General features: G+C 66.8%; 15 protein-coding genes. 10 read left to right on the forward strand and 5 right to left on the reverse strand.

The window, feature by feature from the left end:
* Window positions 1–33: 33 nt before the first annotated feature.
* From G7Y85_RS12290 to G7Y85_RS12305, 4 genes are all read left to right on the forward strand, one after another.
* Window positions 34–2,442, forward strand: coding sequence for a penicillin acylase family protein (locus tag G7Y85_RS12290; protein ID WP_166257266.1), 2,409 nt, complete (start codon window positions 34–36; stop codon window positions 2,440–2,442).
* 65 nt (window positions 2,443–2,507) lie between these two features.
* Window positions 2,508–3,290, forward strand: coding sequence for an endonuclease/exonuclease/phosphatase family protein (locus G7Y85_RS12295; RefSeq protein ID WP_166257269.1), 783 nt, complete (start codon window positions 2,508–2,510; stop codon window positions 3,288–3,290).
* A complete protein-coding gene (locus G7Y85_RS12300) occupies window positions 3,287–4,756 on the forward strand; it encodes a phospholipase D-like domain-containing protein (protein ID WP_166257272.1) in 1,470 nt (489 codons plus the stop codon). Before G7Y85_RS12295 ends, G7Y85_RS12300 begins: the two co-directional genes overlap by 4 nt.
* A gap of 4 nt (window positions 4,757–4,760) precedes the next feature.
* Window positions 4,761–5,759, forward strand: a complete 999-nt coding sequence (locus G7Y85_RS12305; RefSeq protein WP_166257275.1) for a bile acid:sodium symporter family protein — start codon at window positions 4,761–4,763, stop codon at window positions 5,757–5,759.
* Window positions 5,760–5,851: 92 nt separating this feature from the next.
* Here G7Y85_RS12305 and G7Y85_RS12310 read toward each other — a convergent pair whose 3' ends face one another.
* Entirely contained in the window at window positions 5,852–6,856 is a 1,005-nt protein-coding gene (locus tag G7Y85_RS12310) for an acrylyl-CoA reductase family protein (protein WP_166257278.1), read from the reverse strand.
* Window positions 6,857–6,964: 108 nt separating this feature from the next.
* Here G7Y85_RS12310 and pdxH point away from each other — a divergent pair, with 108 nt between their 5' ends.
* A complete protein-coding gene (pdxH, locus tag G7Y85_RS12315) occupies window positions 6,965–7,585 on the forward strand; it encodes a pyridoxamine 5'-phosphate oxidase (protein WP_166257281.1) in 621 nt (206 codons plus the stop codon).
* A gap of 184 nt (window positions 7,586–7,769) precedes the next feature.
* A complete protein-coding gene (locus G7Y85_RS12320) occupies window positions 7,770–8,576 on the forward strand; it encodes an SDR family oxidoreductase (RefSeq protein ID WP_166257284.1) in 807 nt (268 codons plus the stop codon).
* A gap of 46 nt (window positions 8,577–8,622) precedes the next feature.
* Here the strand turns inward: G7Y85_RS12320 and G7Y85_RS12325 are convergent, their stop codons facing one another.
* The 4 genes from G7Y85_RS12325 to G7Y85_RS12340 form a co-directional block, all read right to left on the reverse strand.
* Window positions 8,623–10,053, reverse strand: a complete 1,431-nt coding sequence (locus tag G7Y85_RS12325; RefSeq protein ID WP_166257287.1) for a PepSY-associated TM helix domain-containing protein — start codon at window positions 10,051–10,053, stop codon at window positions 8,623–8,625.
* A gap of 11 nt (window positions 10,054–10,064) precedes the next feature.
* Window positions 10,065–12,452, reverse strand: a complete 2,388-nt coding sequence (locus G7Y85_RS12330; RefSeq protein WP_166257290.1) for a TonB-dependent receptor family protein — start codon at window positions 12,450–12,452, stop codon at window positions 10,065–10,067.
* Window positions 12,453–12,542: 90 nt separating this feature from the next.
* Window positions 12,543–12,959 carry a DUF2946 family protein gene (locus tag G7Y85_RS12335; RefSeq protein WP_166257293.1) on the reverse strand — a complete coding sequence of 139 codons (417 nt, stop codon included), beginning with the start codon at window positions 12,957–12,959 and terminating at the stop codon, window positions 12,543–12,545.
* Window positions 12,960–13,050: 91 nt separating this feature from the next.
* A complete protein-coding gene (locus G7Y85_RS12340; RefSeq protein ID WP_166257296.1) occupies window positions 13,051–13,263 on the reverse strand; it encodes a cold-shock protein in 213 nt (70 codons plus the stop codon).
* A 234-nt stretch (window positions 13,264–13,497) separates the two neighbouring features.
* Here G7Y85_RS12340 and G7Y85_RS12345 point away from each other — a divergent pair, with 234 nt between their 5' ends.
* From G7Y85_RS12345 to G7Y85_RS12360, 4 genes are all read left to right on the forward strand, one after another.
* Window positions 13,498–14,277 carry a M48 family metallopeptidase gene (locus tag G7Y85_RS12345; RefSeq protein WP_206675567.1) on the forward strand — a complete coding sequence of 260 codons (780 nt, stop codon included), beginning with the start codon at window positions 13,498–13,500 and terminating at the stop codon, window positions 14,275–14,277.
* 145 nt (window positions 14,278–14,422) lie between these two features.
* The gene (locus G7Y85_RS12350; protein ID WP_166257299.1) at window positions 14,423–14,917 is read left to right on the forward strand and encodes a hypothetical protein; all 495 of its coding nucleotides are present in this window, start codon (window positions 14,423–14,425) and stop codon (window positions 14,915–14,917) included.
* Between the two features lie 61 nt (window positions 14,918–14,978).
* A complete protein-coding gene (locus tag G7Y85_RS12355) occupies window positions 14,979–16,352 on the forward strand; it encodes a DNA recombination protein RmuC (RefSeq protein WP_166257302.1) in 1,374 nt (457 codons plus the stop codon).
* A 158-nt stretch (window positions 16,353–16,510) separates the two neighbouring features.
* Window positions 16,511–17,566: an NAD(P)H-dependent flavin oxidoreductase gene (locus G7Y85_RS12360; protein WP_166257305.1), complete on the forward strand. Its 1,056-nt coding sequence runs from the start codon at window positions 16,511–16,513 to the stop codon at window positions 17,564–17,566.
* Window positions 17,567–17,593 lie beyond the last annotated feature (27 nt).

Consider the following 17,593-nt stretch of genomic DNA (forward strand, 5'->3'; position numbering starts at 1 on the left):
CGGCCATAGCAACACATTAGACAGGGGAGAAACATGAACACGATCCGGTTCGGCATCGCCGCAGTCGGCCTTTTCGCGCTCGCCGCCTGCGGACAGAGTCATGTCGTCGGCAGCACGGCCGGCAGTGGCAGCAACGGCGATGGCCACTACGACGTCAGCATCACCCGCACCGAGATGGGCGTGCCGCACATCAAGGCCGCCGACTATCCAAGCCTCGGCTACGGTTATGGCTACGCATTTGCCGAAGACAACCTCTGCGTGCTGATGGACGACCTGGTGACGATACGCGGCGAGCGCTCGCGCTATTTCGGACCGGACGGCAGTTATTCGATACCGGCAGTGCCGGTCACCGCCAACAACGTCGACAGCGATTTCTTCTGGAAGCTGATGGCGACCGATGCGGTCGTCGCCAGACTGAAGGCGGCGGCGCGTCCGGAAGTACAGGAACTGACGACCGGCTACGTCGCCGGCTTCAACCGCTACATGGCCGAACTGAAGGCCGGCGAACATCCGGGCCGCCACGCTGCCTGCGCGAACGCCGACTATCTGCAGCCGATCAGCGAAGCCGATCTCTATCGCCGTTATTTCCGTCTGTCGGTCATCGCCTCGTCATCGGTGTTCACGACCGAGATCGCCACGGCGACGCCGCCGGCGCTGTCGCTCGGCAACACCATGCCGGACGCCGCTGCGGCCAAGGCCGCCCTGGTCGCGCAGCCCGGTCCGTTCGCGTTCTTCAGCCGCGAGAAAAAGCTCGGCAGCAACATGTACGGCCTCGGCGCCGACGCCACTCAGACCGGCCAGAGCATGCTGTTCGGCAATCCGCACTTTCCCTGGGAAGGCACCGAGCGCCTGTACATCGTCCATCTCACCGTGCCCGGCAAGATGGACATCATGGGCGCCTCGCTGTACGGCGTGCCGCTGGTGCTGATCGGCTTCAACGACCAGCTGGCCTGGAGTCACACGGTTTCGACCGCGTATCGCTTCACGCTGTATCAGAATCCGGTCAATCCGCTGAACCCGATGCAGTACTACTACGACGGCAAGGCCACCGATGTCACGGCCGTGCCGTTGAGCATCGACGTGCTGCAGAGCGACGGCAGCATCAAGCAGCAGAGCCGCACCTTGTACCGGACACAGTACGGGCCGGTGCTGGAACTCAGCGTCAGCGGGCTGCCGGTGCTCGGCTGGGATCGCACACGCATCTATTCGATGCGCGATGCCAATGCCGAAAACGATCGCCTGATGAACCAGTTCTTCGCATGGAACACGGCGCCGAATCTCGGCGAGTTCAAGGCCGACCACGCCAGGGTACTCGGCGTGCCCTGGGTCAACACGGTCGCCACCGGCCCGAACCAGAGCGTCTACTACGGCGATCTCAGCGTCGTGCCGAACGTGCCGGACAGTCTGGTCAGCAGCTGCAAGGCACCGCTGCTGTCGCCGATCATCGGCAGCGTCGCGCCCGGCCTGCCGGTGCTGCAGGGCAATCGCGCCGACTGCCAGTGGCTGAACGACGCCGACGCGCCACCGGGCATCTTCGGCGCCAGCCACTTGCCGAAGCTCGAACGCAGCGACTGGGTCGCCAACATGAACGACAGCTACTGGCTGACCAATCCGGCACAGCCGCTGACCGGCTACGCGCGCATCATCGGCGACGAAGGCACGGCGCGCACGCTGCGCACGCGGCTCGGCATCCTGCAGATCCAGCGCCGCCTCGACGGCAGCGACGGCCGTGCCGGCACGAAGTTCAGCTACGACCAGCTCAAGGACGTCGTCCTGTCGAGCCATATCTACAGCGGCGAGCTGGCGCAAGGCGCCGTGCTCGGTGATCTCTGCGCCAACGGCGGCAGCAGCAACACATCACAGGCCTGCGCGGCGCTGGCCGACTGGAACGGCAGCGCTAATCTCGACGCGACCGGCGCCCATGTCTGGATCGAATTCTGGGAACGCGTCAACGGCGTTTCGAATATCTGGAAGACGCCGTTCTCGGTCGACGATCCGGTCAACACGCCGAATACCCTGGACACCTCGAAAAGCGGCGTCCAGCAGGCACTGGCCGATGCGCAGACCGCGATCAGCGACGCCGGCCTGCCGTTCGACGCCGCCTTCGCCGATGTCCAGCACTCCGGCGTGCACGGCGACAATGGCCCGTCGATCTTCGGCAGCGAAGGCAGCATCGGCGCGTTCACCGTCGCCGACAGCGATGGCCTGACGCCGACCGGCTACCACGTCAATTACGGCAACAGCTATATCCAGGCCGTCACCTGGAACGACGGCAAGGTCCACGCCGAAGGCTTCATCACCTACTCGGAATCGACCGATCCGGCCAATCCGCACTTCAAGGATTTCACCGAACGCTACTCGCAGAAGCAGTGGCTGCACTTCCCGTTCAGCGCCAGCGACATCAGCAGCGACGCGATCAGCACCCTGCATCTGAGCGAGTAGTCCGGCCGCGTGTGCCGGCCGCGCGTTCAGGCGCCGGCGCGATCGCGCCGCTCCATAATGGCGGCATGAGCCCGATCAGCCGCGAATCCGTCCCCGTTGCCGACAACGGGCGGCTGCGCGTGCTGACGCTGAACATCCAGGTCGGCCTGCAGACCGCGCATTATGGCCACTACGTCACCGGCGCCTGGCGTCATGTGCTGCCGTCGCGGCGTGTACGCGCCAATCTCGACCGCATCGCCGAGCTCGCCTCCGGTTTCGACCTGGTGGCCTTGCAGGAGGCCGACGCCGGCAGCCTGCGCACGGCGCAGCTCAATCAGGTCGAGTATCTGGCGCGACAGGCCGGCTTCACGCACTGGCAGGTCGCGGTCAATCGCAACCTCGGTCCGTTCGCGCAGCACTGCCTGGGCTTTCTTTCGCGGCACCCGCTGCACGACGTTCGCCATTACGCGCTGCCCGGCCGCGTGCGCGGGCGCGGCGCCCTGACGGCGACGATCATCCCGCCCGGCAGCGCGGCGCTGCACGTGATCGTCACGCACCTCGCGCTGAGCCGGGCTTCGCGCCAGCGCCAGCTCGATCATCTGGCGCGTATCGCCCCGGCCGGTGTCGAACTGCTGATGCTCGGCGATCTGAACTGCGAAGCCGACGAGCTGCTGCAGCACGCGCTGCTGCGCGAACGGGCGCTGCAACCGCTGCGCGGCGCGCCGACCTTCCCGAGCTGGAAGCCGCAGCGCCGTCTCGATCACATCCTCGCGACGCCCGGCCTGCACATCGCCCGCAGCCATGTCGTGCCGACGCCGCTGTCCGATCACCTGGCGGTTGCCGCCGAACTGCAGCTGCCGCGCGCATGAACGACGTGATCGGCGCGGCGCGACAGCTGTTCGCCGGAATCCACCTGTGGACGCTGCTGCTGGCGCTGTGGCCGCTGATCGCGCTCGGCACCGCCGGGCATGCGCTCATGACCAAGCGCGATGCACGCGCCGCCTGGGGCTGGATCGCCGTCTGCTGGCTGTTTCCGTTCGCCGGGCCGGCGCTGTACTACGTGTTCGGCATCAATCGTCTGCATACGCACGCACAGCGCTTCGCGATCGATCGCAGTGGTCGCCACATCGGCTCGGCACATGCCACCGACATCCGCAACCGGCCACCGACATCGCCGGCCGTGCCGGGCTGGCTCGACGAAGTCGCGCGCACCGCCGATGTGCTGACGCGGCGACCGCTGCTGGGCGGCAACTCGGTCACGCCACTGCACAACGGCGAGCAGGCGTATCCGCGCATGCTCGCGGCAATCGCCGCCGCGCAGGACACGGTCTGGCTGGCCACCTACATCTTCGACAACGACGAAATCGGCCAGCAGTTCGTCGCTGCCCTGGCCGCCGCGCAGGCGCGCGGCGTGCAGGTCAAGGTGCTGATCGACGACACCGGCGAGCGCTATTCCTGGCCGCGCATCGGCCGCTCGCTGAATGCCGCCGGCATCGCCTTCGCCCGCTTCAATCCCCTGCGCCTGCTGCCGCCGGCACTGCATCTGAATCTGCGCAATCACCGCAAGTTGCTGCTGGTCGACGGCTGCATCGGCTTCACCGGTGGCATGAACATCGGCGCTCGCCATCTTGCCGAAGATCCGCAGAATCGCCGGCCGACGATCGACCTGCACTTCGAACTGCAGGGCGTGATCGTGCGACAGATGGCCGACGTGTTCGCCGAGGACTGGGCGTTCGCCGCGCACGAGAAGATCGGCGTGCCGGAACCGCGCACGATCGGCGGCGGCACGGTGATCTGTCGCGCCATCACCGACGGCCCGAACGAAGACTTCGAGCAGCTGAATTTCGTCCTGCACGCCGCGATTGCCGCCGCACGCCGCGAGATCCTGATCATGACGCCGTACTTCCTGCCGTCCGCCGAGCTGATCGCCGCCTTGCAAGGCGCAGCGCTGCGCGGTGTGCGCACGGTGATCCTGCTGCCCAGGCACAACAACCTGCCGTACGTCGGCTGGGCGGCGCAGCATTCGCTGGCGCAACTGCTCGAGCGCGGCGTGCGCGTGCGCTTCCAGCCCGGCGCGTTCTGCCACAGCAAACTGTTCGTCGTCGACGGCATGTACGCGCTGATCGGCAGCGCCAACTGGGACCCGCGCAGTCTGCTGCTCAACTTCGAGCTCAACGTCGAAATCTACGACGCGGCCGTCGCGCAGGGCCTGGCCGCGCATTTCGCTGCCAGCTGGCAGGAGTCGGACGAATTATTATGGCGCGATGCCCAGCACCTGCCGTTCTGGCGGCGCCTGCGCAACGCCCTGTTCTGGCTGTTCTCGCCCTATCTCTGAACCGATGCGCATCCCCTTCCTCGACGGCTTTCTCGCCTCGATGCTGATCGCGATCGCGATCGCGCTGCTGATGCCGCAACTCGGCGCCAGCGGCGGCGTGCTGCATCTGGACACGCTGACGCACATCGGCGTCGCGCTGGTGTTCCTGCTCAGCGGCGCCGGGCTGTCGACCGAGCGGCTCAAGGCAGGTGCTGCCAACTGGCGTCTGCATCTGTTCGTGCAACTTTCGACCTTCGCGGTGTTCCCGCTGGTCGGCCTGCTGGTCAATCTCAGCGTCGGCCACTGGCTGCCGCGCGAACTGATGCTCGGCTTCTTCTATTTGTGCGCGCTGCCGTCGACGGTCTCGTCGTCGATCGCGATGACGGCGATGGCGCGCGGCAATATTGCCGGCGCTGTCTTCAACGCAACGCTGTCGAGCCTGATCGGCATGCTGCTGACACCGCTCTACGTCAGCCTGTTCCTCAGCGCCGCCAGCCATGGCGCGCCGCTGCTGGATCAGTTCATCAAGATCGGAGAGCAGCTGCTGTTGCCGTTCGTCGTCGGCCAGTGCCTGCGACCGTGGATCGGCGACTGGATCACGCGCAACAAACCACATGTCGGCCTTGTCGATCGCGCCGTGATCGTGATGATCGTCTTCAATTCATTCTGCGACGCGACCCGCGCCGGCGTCTGGACGCAATACGGCGCCGGCCCCCTGCTGATCACCGCGCTGCTGACCGGCGCACTGCTCGCCTTCGTCCTGACGCTGACGCATTTCATCGCAACCCGCTTGCGCTTCGCCGTCGACGACGAAATCGCCGCCGTGTTCTGTGGTTCGAAGAAGAGCCTCGCAGCCGGTGCGCCGATGGCGGCGCTGATCTTCGGCAGCGGCGGCGCGCTGGGATTGATCATGTTGCCGATCATGATTTATCACCAGTTGCAGCTGATCACGTGTTCAGTGATCGCGCGGCGCTATGCGCGGCGGCCTGCCGAGATCGGGGAGCAGGCAGCTCATTCTGCATAGGGCTTTACGCCTGATTCGATCTTTGTTTCGCCTGACAGGGCGAAACAAAAGGTCAGACCAGGCCACCAAGCGCGAGCCAAACAACAACACCGCTACTCCGCGCCCGATATCCGCACCAAGGTTCTCCCCGTCACCGTGCCCGCAATCAGATCCGCACACGCCGCCGGCAACTCCTTCAACGTCACCTCGCGCGTGACGATCCTGTCCAGCACGCGCGGCTTCCATTCGCCGGAGAGCCTGGCCCAGATATCCTCACGCCAGGCGCGCGGGCATTCCACCGAGTGGATGCCGAGGATCGAGACGCCACGCAGGATGAACGGCATCACCGTGGTCTGCAGTTCGTGCGACTGCGCCAGGCCGATGCTGGCGATGTTGCCCCAGGATTTGACGGTGCGCGTCAGCATCGCCAGCGTGTCGCCGCCGAGATTGTCGACCGCGCCACCCCAGGTCGCCGATTCGAGCGGCTTGTTGCCGATCGTCAGGGACTGACGCGAAATGATCTCGTCGGCACCGAGGCTTTTCAGATAGCCGTCGGCCTGTCCGGCCTTGCCGGTGATCGCCTGCACCGTGAAGCCGGCGCGCTTGAACAGATCGATCGCGATCGAGCCGACGCCGCCGGTCGGCCCGGTGATCGCGATCGGGCCCATCGCAGGCGCCTGGTGATTTTCCAGCATGCGGCGCAAGGCAAACGCGGCGGTGAAGCCGGCGGTGCCGATCGCCATCGTCTCGCGCAAGCTCAGGCCATCCGGCTTGCGGATGATCGAATCGGCGGCGACGCGTGCGAACTCGGCGTAGCCGCCGTCGAACACTTCGCCGATGTTGCAGCCGGTGACCAGTACTGCATCGCCCGGCCTGTAGCGCGCATCGCTGCTCGATTCGACATGCCCGGCGAGATCGATGCCCGGCACTTTCGGATAGGACTTGAGGATACGACCCTTGCCGGTGACGGCGAGCGCGTCCTTGTAGTTGATGCCACTCCACGCCACGCGCACGACGACGTCGCCAGGCGACAGCGCCTCGACATCGAGCCGCTCGAAGCGTGCCTCGGTACGGTTCTTCTCGGGCGAATGGACGCGCAGGGCTTCGAAGCTCGACATGGGGTTCTCCGGTCTGTGGGATCAGCCGTCGCCGACGGCGGTTTGCGGCGATGGCCGAAAGCGGGACAATGCCGGAATTCTGCCAGAGGGCCGCGCCGGCCACCGCCCATGCCGCAATTCGATGCCAACCCGCCGCTCGATATCGACGATCTCGATGCCGATCCGCTCGCGCAGCTGCAAGCCTGGCTTGACGATGCGATCGCTGCCCCGATGCATGAGCCGACCGCGATGACCTTGGCGACCGTCGATGCGCAGGGCCGACCATCGGCGCGCGTGGTGCTGTTCAAGGGCTTCGTCGACGGCGGCCTGACGTTCTATACCAACTACGACAGCCGCAAGGGTCGCGAGCTGGCCGACAATCCGAATGTTGCGCTGGTGTTCTGGTGGGACAAGCTCGAACGTTCGGTCCGCATCGAGGGGCGCGCCGCGAAGGTCTCGCGCGAATTGTCGGAACGCTATTTCCATTCACGACTGCACGACTCGCAGGTCGGCGCGGTCACGTCACGCCAGAGTGCCGTCGTGCGATCACGCGCGGTGCTCGACCGGCGCTTCGCTGACGCGCAGACCCGTCATGCCGATGCTGAAGTACCGTTGCCTGACTTCTGGGGCGGCTATGGCGTGATGCCGGAATCGATCGAGTTTTGGCAGGGTCGCCACGGCCGCCTGCATGACCGGCTGCGCTATCGCCGCGAAGGCGATGGCTGGATCGTCGAACGACTGGAACCCTAGAAGTGGCCGAATAAGCTGCTGCGCCCGACATCTCGCACGCGGGCGTTGCTTGCACTGCTCATGTGCTGATGTACGTTGCGCTTTCCGCGCTCCGTCTTCGCGCGATCTGCCTTCGCTCGCAACGCTTCTTCGGCACTTCTACAACCGGAATGCTGATTTCTTTTTCTTTGCAGGAGCGCACACCATGTCCGTCACCTTCGACTACCGCGGCAAATTCGTCTTTGTCGCCGGCGGCACCAGCGGCATCAATCTCGGCATCGCCCATGCGTTCGCACGCTGCGGCGCGCGCGTCGCGGTGCTGTCGCGCTCGCAGGACAAGGTCGATGCGGCGGTCGCCGAACTGAAACGCCATGGCGGCGATGCGGTCGGCTTTTCCGCCGATGTCCGTGACTACGCGAAGACCGAAGCGGCGCTGAAGTCGGCGCACAGTCGTTTCGGCGACATCGATGTGCTGGTTTCCGGCGCGGCCGGCAATTTCCCCGCGCCGGCGCTCGGCATTTCGTCGAACGGCTTTCGCGCGGTGATCGAGATCGATCTGCTCGGCACGTTTCATGTGCTGCGCGCCGCCTACCCGCTGCTGAAGAAGCCGGGCGCGAGCGTCGTCAACATCTCGGCGCCGCAATCGGTGCTGGCGATGGAAACCCAGATGCATGTCTGCGCCGCCAAGGCCGGCGTCGACATGATCACGCGCGTCGGCGCGCTCGAATGGGGTGCGTCCGGCGTGCGCGTCAATTCGATTCTGCCGGGACCGATCGAGGACACGGAGGGCATGGCGCGCCTGGCACCGACGCCCGAACTGAAGCAGGCGACGATCGACTCGGTACCGATGCAGCGTTACGGCAGCAAGCAGGACATCGCCAATTGCTGCCTGTGGCTCGCGAGCGACGCGGCGAGCTACGTCAGCGGTGCCCTGATTCCGGTCGACGGCGGTTGGGCGCTGGGCGGCGCGTCGTCGATGGGCAGCAACATGAAGAAGCTGCTGGCCGGCTGAAGGCCGTTGACGCGACGCGTGACCGGCACGCGTCGCGCAGCGATCTTCAGCGGGCCAGTCCGAGAAAATTGCGCAGCGGAGCAATGCGCCGCAACAGCAGACGCTCGCCGAACAGCACGGCGATCAGGGAAGCGCCAAGCAGCGGCAGCAACAGGCTGAAAAGCAGGACGAGCACGATCAGTCCGGCGCCTGGGCCGGCATCGCCGACCACCGCCGGCGCGCCCAGCTTGCCGTGTGGCCGACGCTGCCACCACATCGTCAGCGCGCTGAGGCAAAGCGTGATCAGACCCAGAGCGGTCAAGAGCCCGAGCAGCTGATTGAGCCAGCCGAACAGCTGACCTTCGTGCGCAGCGACGCCGGTGCCGATGATGCGATCGAGCAGCGCACGCTGCCCGAACGCGGTGCGCTGCAGCAGCGTGCCGCTGTCACCATCAAGCACCAGCTCGACGCGTCGCGGCCGGTTCTGCGTATCGGAGCGCGCCGTCCAGTGCGTCGCGGCCGCCGACGGTGGCGCGATCAGCACCGGCGGCGGCAATTGCCGGGCCGCAACGACCGGCACCAGACGATCGAGCGCCGCCGCATCGAAGCCCGGCCGCATCGTCGCCGACATGCCGATCATGCCCGGTATGTCATGCGCGCCACGCACAGCATGCATGCGCATCTCGTGTCCGGCGTGCCCGGACAGATCGACGCCCGGTTCGTCGCGTCGGGTGTTGCGCGCACGGTTTCGCGCCGCCTCGTCGGCCGATCCGGTGGTCCAGTCCTGCTGCGCCGGCGCCGGTGCGAGCAGGCTGCGCACGGTCTTCAGATTGCCGCCCCAGAACGTCGCCCACGGCAAACCGCTGACCAGCAGGAACAATGCGAATGCCGACACCCAGACACCGACCACTGCGTGCAGGTCGCGCCAGAACACACGCCCGCCGCGGCGCAGCCGCGGCCAGGCGACGCCGGCCAGTCCCTGCGCATCGCGCGGCCACCACAGATACAGACCGCTGATCAGCATGACGATGGCCCAGGACGCCGCAAGCTCGACCAGCATCGAGCCGCCGCGCCCGAGCAGCAGTTCGCCGTGCAGACGGAAGATCAACCGCGTGAAACGCCGCTCCTCCTCGACGTGGCCGAGCACCTGCAGGGTTTGCGGATCGACGTAGACCCGCGTCACGGTGCTGCCGTGCCCGACCAGCACGCGCACTGCCGCACGCGGGGTGCGCGGCAGCTCGTAGGCATTGAGTACCGAACCCGGTTCGCTCGCCAGTGCCGCGGCGACCTGTGCCGACGGCGCCGCGCGCGGGCCGTCGAGCCGCAGATGGTCATATGAACGTTCCAGCCACGCGTCGATCTGCGGCTTGAACAGATAGATCGAGCCGGTGCTCGCCAGCCACAGCACGAACGGCATGCAGAACAAGCCGGCGTAGAAATGCCAGCGCCAGATCAGGCGACGGCGCGGGTCGAGCGCGGGTGGAGACGGGTTCGTCATCGTCGATCTCCTCAGAAGCGCAGGCGCACGCCGCCGTAGTACAGGCGCGGATTGCCGGCGTAGATCGCGCCGCCGCTGCTTGCGAGGCTGGCACGGGTCGAGTCGAGTCGGTCGCCGAGGTTCGACGCCGAACCGACATACGTGCGATCGAGCAGGTTCTGCACCGCCAGATAGAAACTGACGCGCAGCGGTGCCGGCGGATCGTAGTGCAGGTTGAAATTGACCAGGCTGTAACCGGGCGCCTGGATCAGATTCGCGTTGTCGAGCCAGAAGCCTTCGCGTGCATTGAGCTCGACGTAGGCGCCGAGCCCTTGCAGCGCGCCGCTCGGCTGATCGTAGGCCAGGCGCGCATTGACGGTCTGCGGCTGCACGCCCGGAATCTTCTGCCCGCCGCGATCGAAGACCTGGCTGTCGCTGCTGTTGCTGATGCGTTCGTCGTAGCGCCTGTAGATCTGATCGTCGCAGGTATAGGCGAGCGAAATCCTGGCGCCGGGCAGCGCCTGCGGCAGCGGCCGCCAGTCGACACCCAACTCGACGCCGCGATGTTCGGAGCGCGGCGCGTTGAACGTGTAGTTCTGCCTGCCGACGCCGGGCGACTGCGACACCAGCTCGTCGCGGAACCATTCGTAGAAGCCGGTCAGCTCGACACGCAGCGTGTCGTCGAGATGCCAGTCGGCGCCGAGATCGACCCCGTAGTTGCGCTGCGGATCGAGGCCGGTGTTGTTGCCGGCGTTGCCGTCGGCATCGACGAACAGATTGCCGATCTGCGGCGTGCCATAGCCGCCGGCGACGCGCAGGTGCAGCAGCCAGTTGTCGTCCGGTGCATAGCGCAGCGCCGCTTCCGGAGCGACATCGAAGAATTCTCGCCGTGCGGCGACGCGCGCCAGACTCGGCGTGGCCGCCGACGGATACGCGTAGGCCGTACTCTGACCGCTCAGCCGGGTGTACTCGCCGCCGAGGCCAAGCACGCCGGTCCACTGCGGCGCCAGCTGCAGCTCCTCGCGCAGACGCAGACCGCCGTTCAGATGCCGGCCGGTCATGTGCTGCGTCACGGCGCCGCGCGCCGCGTGTCCTTCCGGCGTGACGTTGAAGACATCCGAGTTCTGCTCTTCGTCGTTGTAGAACACTCCGGCCGCCGAACGCGCGGCGAGACCGAACAGCGTGCCGTCGTGGAACAGATCGCCGCGCAGGTTGAAGGACGGATAAGTACCGTCGTAACTCGCCGAACCGGTCGGCTGCTTGATGTCGCGGTTGTCGAACACGAACTGCGTCTGCATGCGCGTCACGGCGTCGAAGACGTGCTCCCAGCGCGCGCCGAGGATGGTACGGCGATCATGACGGCCCAATCCGGCCTGCGCCGGCGTCAGCGCCGTACGGCCGTCGTCGGCGTTGTAGCCGTTGTCGAGCAGACTGGTCGTCGCGCAGCCGTTCGCGCCGCTGGCATCGCAGCCGTGCTGATACGGGTTTTCGCGGAACTGGGCGAGCGACAGGCGCAGCGGCAGATCGGCGTCGAGCTCGTTGTCGATCAGCTTGAACGTCAGACGGTCGCGCGCGCTCGCCTGGATGCCGGCGATGATGTTGGCCGTCGTCGTGATGTAGTTGCTGTGCGCGGTATGCGAAGCACCGCGGGCATTGCTGATGAAGGCGGTGTAGTCGTAACGGGCACCGGCATCGCCGGCCAGCGCGTACGCGTTCAGATAACCGTAGCTGCCGGCGTCGAGCCCGCTTTCGATGCCGCGAATATCGGCACCGTCGCGCAGACGAAAGTCGATCGCGCCACCGCTCGCATAGTTGCCGAACCACGCCGACGACGGTCCGCGCAGGACATCGATGCTGCCGTAGGCATGCGGGTCCGTCAGATCGGTGCGCGACAGGCCATCCGGCTGGGTGACGTCGAAGCCGTCCTCGAACACCTTGATGTTGCGCACGCCATAGGTCTGGCGGTTGCTGGAGCCGCGCACCGATACCGCGACATCGCGCGGCCCGTTGCCCTGCACGAAGCTGACGCCGGGGCTCAGCGACAGCGCTTCGGCGATCGACGTGCCGGGCTGATATGCGAACTGCGCACGATCGACACGGGTCGCGGTCTGCGCGGCGGGCGCCTGCGGATGGGCCGTGACGACGATGGTTTCGAGCCCGTCGCGCGGCGCGGCGCTGGCGCCTGCCGGGTCGGTTTCGGTAGCCGTTTCCGGCGGCAGCGCGTCGAGCCGACGCAGTTCGGCATCGATGCGTGCGCGCTCCTGCAGCAGCGCGGCGCGACGCGCGGCCGCGGCGCCTGAATCGCCCTCGGCGGCGAATGCAAACGAAGGGGACAGCGACAGCAGACTGGCGCCAAGCAGCAGCCATGACGAAGCTTGCGGCGCAGCGAAGCACCGCGAACGCGGCGAGATGCGAGACATTGAAAACTCCTGGGGGTCGCGTAGCGACCATGCGGGATTCCGCGCAAGGCGGATCGGACCGTCAGCGGCAGGCCGCGACGGCGGGGCGCATCAGGAGGACTGCGGCGGCCCCTGCGACGGCGGCGGCCGCGTGGCGCGCGGGATCACCGTGGCGACTGCGGCGAGCGGCAGCACCACGATCGAGCTGCGCAGCAGCAGCGGCAGCTCGATGACCGGCGATACCGCCAGCTGTGCGGCGTGCAGGCTGGCACAGATCGGACAGCCGGCTTTCAGCGGATGCTGGCTCTGGCTGACGTCCGTATCGGCCTGCTGCGGGCTGACGGCCAGCTGCTGCCGCAACACAGCGAGTCGCTGCGGCGCGACTTCGCCGCAGAACGCCGCGTACAGCGGATTGCCGCTGCGCTGCGCAAGATTCTGCGCATGCACCGTCGGCAACATCAGCTGCCCGATCAGCGCGAAGACGCCGAGGTAGACGAGCAGCCAGCGGTGGGCAAGGGAGCGGGGCACGGCGTGCATTCTGCCAGTCCAGCGATACGCCGACGATAAAAAAACCCCGCGTATCGCGGGGTTTTTCAGGCTCGCCGGAACCGGCGGCGCTTCAGCTCTGGACCGTCACCTTCTCGGCCTGCAGCCCCTTCTGCCCCTGTGCCACTTCAAATTCGACCTTCTGTCCCTCGGTCAGCGACTTGTAGCCTTCTCCCTGGATCTGGCGGAAGTGCACGAACACGTCTTCCTTGCCTGGGCGCTGAATGAAGCCAAAACCTTTGGCGCTGTCGAACCACTTCACGGTGCCGGTCTCGCGGGTAGCCATCTGTCAACCTTCCTTTGTCTCAGCGGCCTGCCAGCCGCAACGATGATCAGCGAAGTCGTGCTTCGCCTGCCACGGACTGGAGGGCCTCGCGGCGCAGCGGATGCCTTCCCTGGCACGCCATGTCGCGGGTCTGCAGCCCGTTCCTACTGTACCCGAACGGCGGTCGTCGACAAGTCGTTTCGGGTGTCATCTTCTTTTGACTATGATCGTCGGCCCATGGCCCTGGAATCGCCGATGAATCGCCGCCTGCTGACGAGCTGCGCCGCCTTGCTGCTGAGCGCCTGCGCGGTCTCACCGACCGGGCGCCACCAGCTGCGCCTGGTCTCCGATTCCGAGGTTTCGCAGATGGGCGTGACCGCGTTCCAGCAGCTCAAGGACAAGACGCCGGTCACCAAGGACCCGCGCGAATCGGCGTTCGTGCAATGTGTGGCGCACGCACTCACCGCGCAGGTGCCGAACTCGGCGCTGACGCCGGCGAGTTGGGAAGTGCAGGTGTTCGACTCCAAGGAGATCAACGCCTTCGCGCTGCCGGGCGGCAAGATCGGCGTCTACACCGGGCTGCTCAAGGTAGCGACCACGCAGGCGCAGCTCGCGGCGGTGCTCGGTCACGAAATCAGCCATGTGCTGGCCGGCCACTCCGCCTCGCGCGTTTCCAACCAGATGGCTTCGCAATTCGGCGCCGTGCTGATCAGCGCCGGCACCGGCCTGCCGGCCGATGCAATCGGCGCCGGCGCCCAATACCTGGTGCTGCTGCCGTTCTCGCGCGGCGACGAATCGGAGGCCGATATCCTCGGCATGGACCTGATGGCGCGTGCCGGCTTCGACCCGGAGCAGGCCATCACCCTCTGGCAGAACATGTCGAAGCAGGCCGGCCAGACGCCGCCGGAGCTGCTGTCGACGCATCCGTCGAACGCCACGCGCATCGCCGATCTGCAGAAGAACCTGCCCAAGGACATCCCGATCTACGAGCAGGCGCGGGCCGCCGGCCGCAAACCGAACTGCGGTTCCACCTGAGGCGCCACACGCTGCCGCGGCGGCGCGCGAGAACGCGGAGTTCAGCCGGCAGACAGTCTGCCGCGACATTTCCTGACGTAGCGGCAACGTAGTGTGCGTGGCCTGGATCGATGATGGACTCGCCATCACCGACAGGAGTATTCCGATGCGCAGGTTCAGAACGTCTACCAAGCTCGTTGCCGCCGGCCTGCTGGCCGCCACCGCCACGCTGGCCATGCCGTCGGCTTTTGCCGACGACCACTATCGCGATTCGGACCGCGGCCAGATCCGGCAGCAGCCGTCTCATGCCGATGATCACGATCGGGACCGCGGCCGCGGCAACGACGACCATCGCGGCCATGACAACGATCGCCACGACTACCGCGCTCACGACCGCCACGGCTACACGCAGACGCAGTCCTGGCATGACAGCCGCGATCATGGTCGCGTCGTCTACACGCGCCAGCCGGTGTTCTACCGCGGCAGTTCGATCCCGGTCGGCTATCGCCACGCGATCCAGCCGATGCCGGCCGCCTACCGCTACCGGGCGCAGGTCGTGCCGCGCGGCTATCGTGTCGGCTACTACCAGGGCTACAGCGTGGTCTATGACCCGGGCACGTTCCTGATCCTTTCGGTCATCGACCTGCTCGCCAACAACTGAGCTCGGCCCGGACCGTCGGCATGCGACACGCGCCGACGGTCCGGCTCAGTAGAATGCGGCCATGAATCTGATCATGGTCCTTCTGGTCGCCGTTGTCGGCGCATTCGTTGGCGGCGCCCTCGCCACGCTGCTGCGGCGCCCCGCGGATGCCGGCAAGGCGTTCAAGGCCGAAGCCGAACGGCTGGAACGCGCGCTGCGCGACGAAGCCGCACAGACGCGCCGCGATGCCGCCGAGCTGACGCGCGGCCAGCGCGCCGAGCTGACGGCAACGCTGACACAGTTCGGTCAGCAATTGCAGCAGCAACAGGAAAGCCTGCGCGCCACGCTCGCCGACACCCAGCGCCAACTCGCCGAAGATGCGCAGAAGGCACGCGGCGAACAGGCGCAGACCCTGGCACGCTTCGGCGAACAACAGAGTATCGCGCTCAAGACGCTGGTCGATGCACAGATGCAGGCCGCCGAAAAGCTGCGCGCCAGCGTCGACGACAATCTCAAGACTCTGCGCGGCGAGAACGCCGAAAAGCTCGAACAGATGCGCCGCACGGTCGACGAGAAGCTGCACGAGACGCTGGAGAAGCGACTCGGCGAATCCTTCAAGCTGGTCAGCGATCGCCTCGAACAGGTGCACAAGGGACTTGGCGAAATGCAGACGCTCGCCAACGGCGTCGGCGATCTCAAGCGCGTGCTCAGCAACGTCAAGACGCGCGGCGGCTGGGGCGAGGTGCAGCTCGAAAGCATCCTCGAACAGATTTTCACGGCCGAGCAGTTCGCCAGGCAGGTGGCGACCAAACCCGGCAGCCGCGAGGTCGTCGATTGCGCGATCCGCCTGCCCGGCCGCGGCGAACACGACTCGACCGTGTGGTTGCCGATCGACGCCAAATTTCCGAGCGAGGACTATGAACGCCTCGTCGATGCGGTCGAACGCGCGGACCTCGAGGCGATCAAGATCAGCGGCGCACAATTGCAACGCACGGTGGAGATCCAGGCCAAATCGATCGGCGACAAATACATCGCGCCACCGGACACCACCGATTTCGCGGTGATGTTCCTGCCCACCGAAGGGCTGTACGCGGAAGTCATCCGCCGACCCGGCATCGTCGAAAAACTGCAGCGCGAACATCGTGTCGTGCTTGCCGGCCCGACCACGCTGACCGCGCTGCTCAACAGCCTGCAAATGGGCTTCCGCACGCTGGCGATCGAGAAGCGCACCAGCGAAGTCTGGCGCGTGCTCGGCGCGGTCAAGACCGAGTTCGGCAAGTTCGGCGAGGTGCTCGACAAGGTCAGCGAAAAGCTCGATCAGGCGCAGAAGCAGATCACGCAGACCGGCGTGCGCTCGCGCGCAATCACGCGCCAGCTGCGCGAAGTCGAGGCCTTGCCGGCCAGCGACACCGACAAGCTGCTCGGCAGCGTCGGCGATGACGAAGCGGCGGATTGACGCATGGAATGGTGTGCCGGCTCGACATGGAAAAATCCCTTCATCGCGAGACCGCGAAGCGCTCGCGGCGATCCGGATGCGCCTTTGGCGTAGCGCAGAACCGGATTGCGTCGTCACCTTCGGCTCCTCGCACTGACTGAACAGGCGCAAGCACTCGAATGAACGGACGATCCGCTCCGCTGTGGTCGCGACTTGGCGTCGACCATCCGATCATCCAGGCACCGATGGCCGGCACCTCGACTCCGGCGCTCGCCGCGGCGGTCTCGAATGCCGGCGGTCTCGGCTCGATCGCGATCGGCGCGGCGAGCGTCGAACAGGCGCACGACATGCTGCAGGCGACTCGCGCGCTGACGCAGCGGCCGTTCAACGTCAATGTCTTCTGCCATCGTCCCGCGCAAGCCGACGCAGCGCGCGAGGCGGCCTGGCTGGCCCACCTGCAGCCGCGGTTTGCCGAGTTCGGCGCGCATCCGCCGCCGCGGCTGCACGAGATCTATCGCAGTTTCGTGACCGATGCGGCGATGCGCGATCTGCTGCTCGCCGAGCGGCCCGCCGTCGTCAGTTTCCATTTCGGTCTGCCGCCGGCCGCCAGCATTGCGGCGCTGCAGCGCGCCGGCATCGTGCTGCTGGCAACGGCAACCCGCCCCGGCGAAGCACGCGCCGCCGAAGACGCCGGCATCGACGCGATCGTGGCGCAGGGCGCCGAGGCCGGCGGCCATCGCGGCGTGTTCGATCCGGCGGACGATCCGCGAATCGGCACGCTGGCGCTGACGCGTCTGCTGACCGCACAGACGTCGCTGCCGGTGATTGCCGCCGGCGGCATCATGGACGGCGCCGGCATTCGCGCGGCGCTGGCACTCGGCGCGGCCGGCGTCCAGCTCGGCACTGCCTTCGTCGCCTGTCCGGAATCGGCAGCGGATGCGGCTTATCGCCGCGCACTGCTCGCCGCGGATGTCGAAACCGCGATCACGTCGGTGATCTCCGGGCGGCCGGCGCGCGGCATCGTCAACCGCTTCATGCGCGAAGCCGGCGCGACCGGCCATCCACCGGTTCCCGACTATCCGATCGCCTACGACGCCGGCAAGGCCTTGCACGCCGCTGCGCGGGCGCGGGGCAATGCGCAGTTCGCCGCGCAATGGGCGGGCCAGGGCGCGGCGCTGGCGCGCGCCATGCCGGCCGCCGCGCTGTTCGCCGCGCTGCTCGCGGAAATGCAGTGACCGCAGGCGGCGGCTTGCGATCGCAGG

The organism is Solimonas terrae (assembly GCF_011067135.1).
Lineage (GTDB): Bacteria > Pseudomonadota > Gammaproteobacteria > Nevskiales > Nevskiaceae > Solimonas > Solimonas terrae.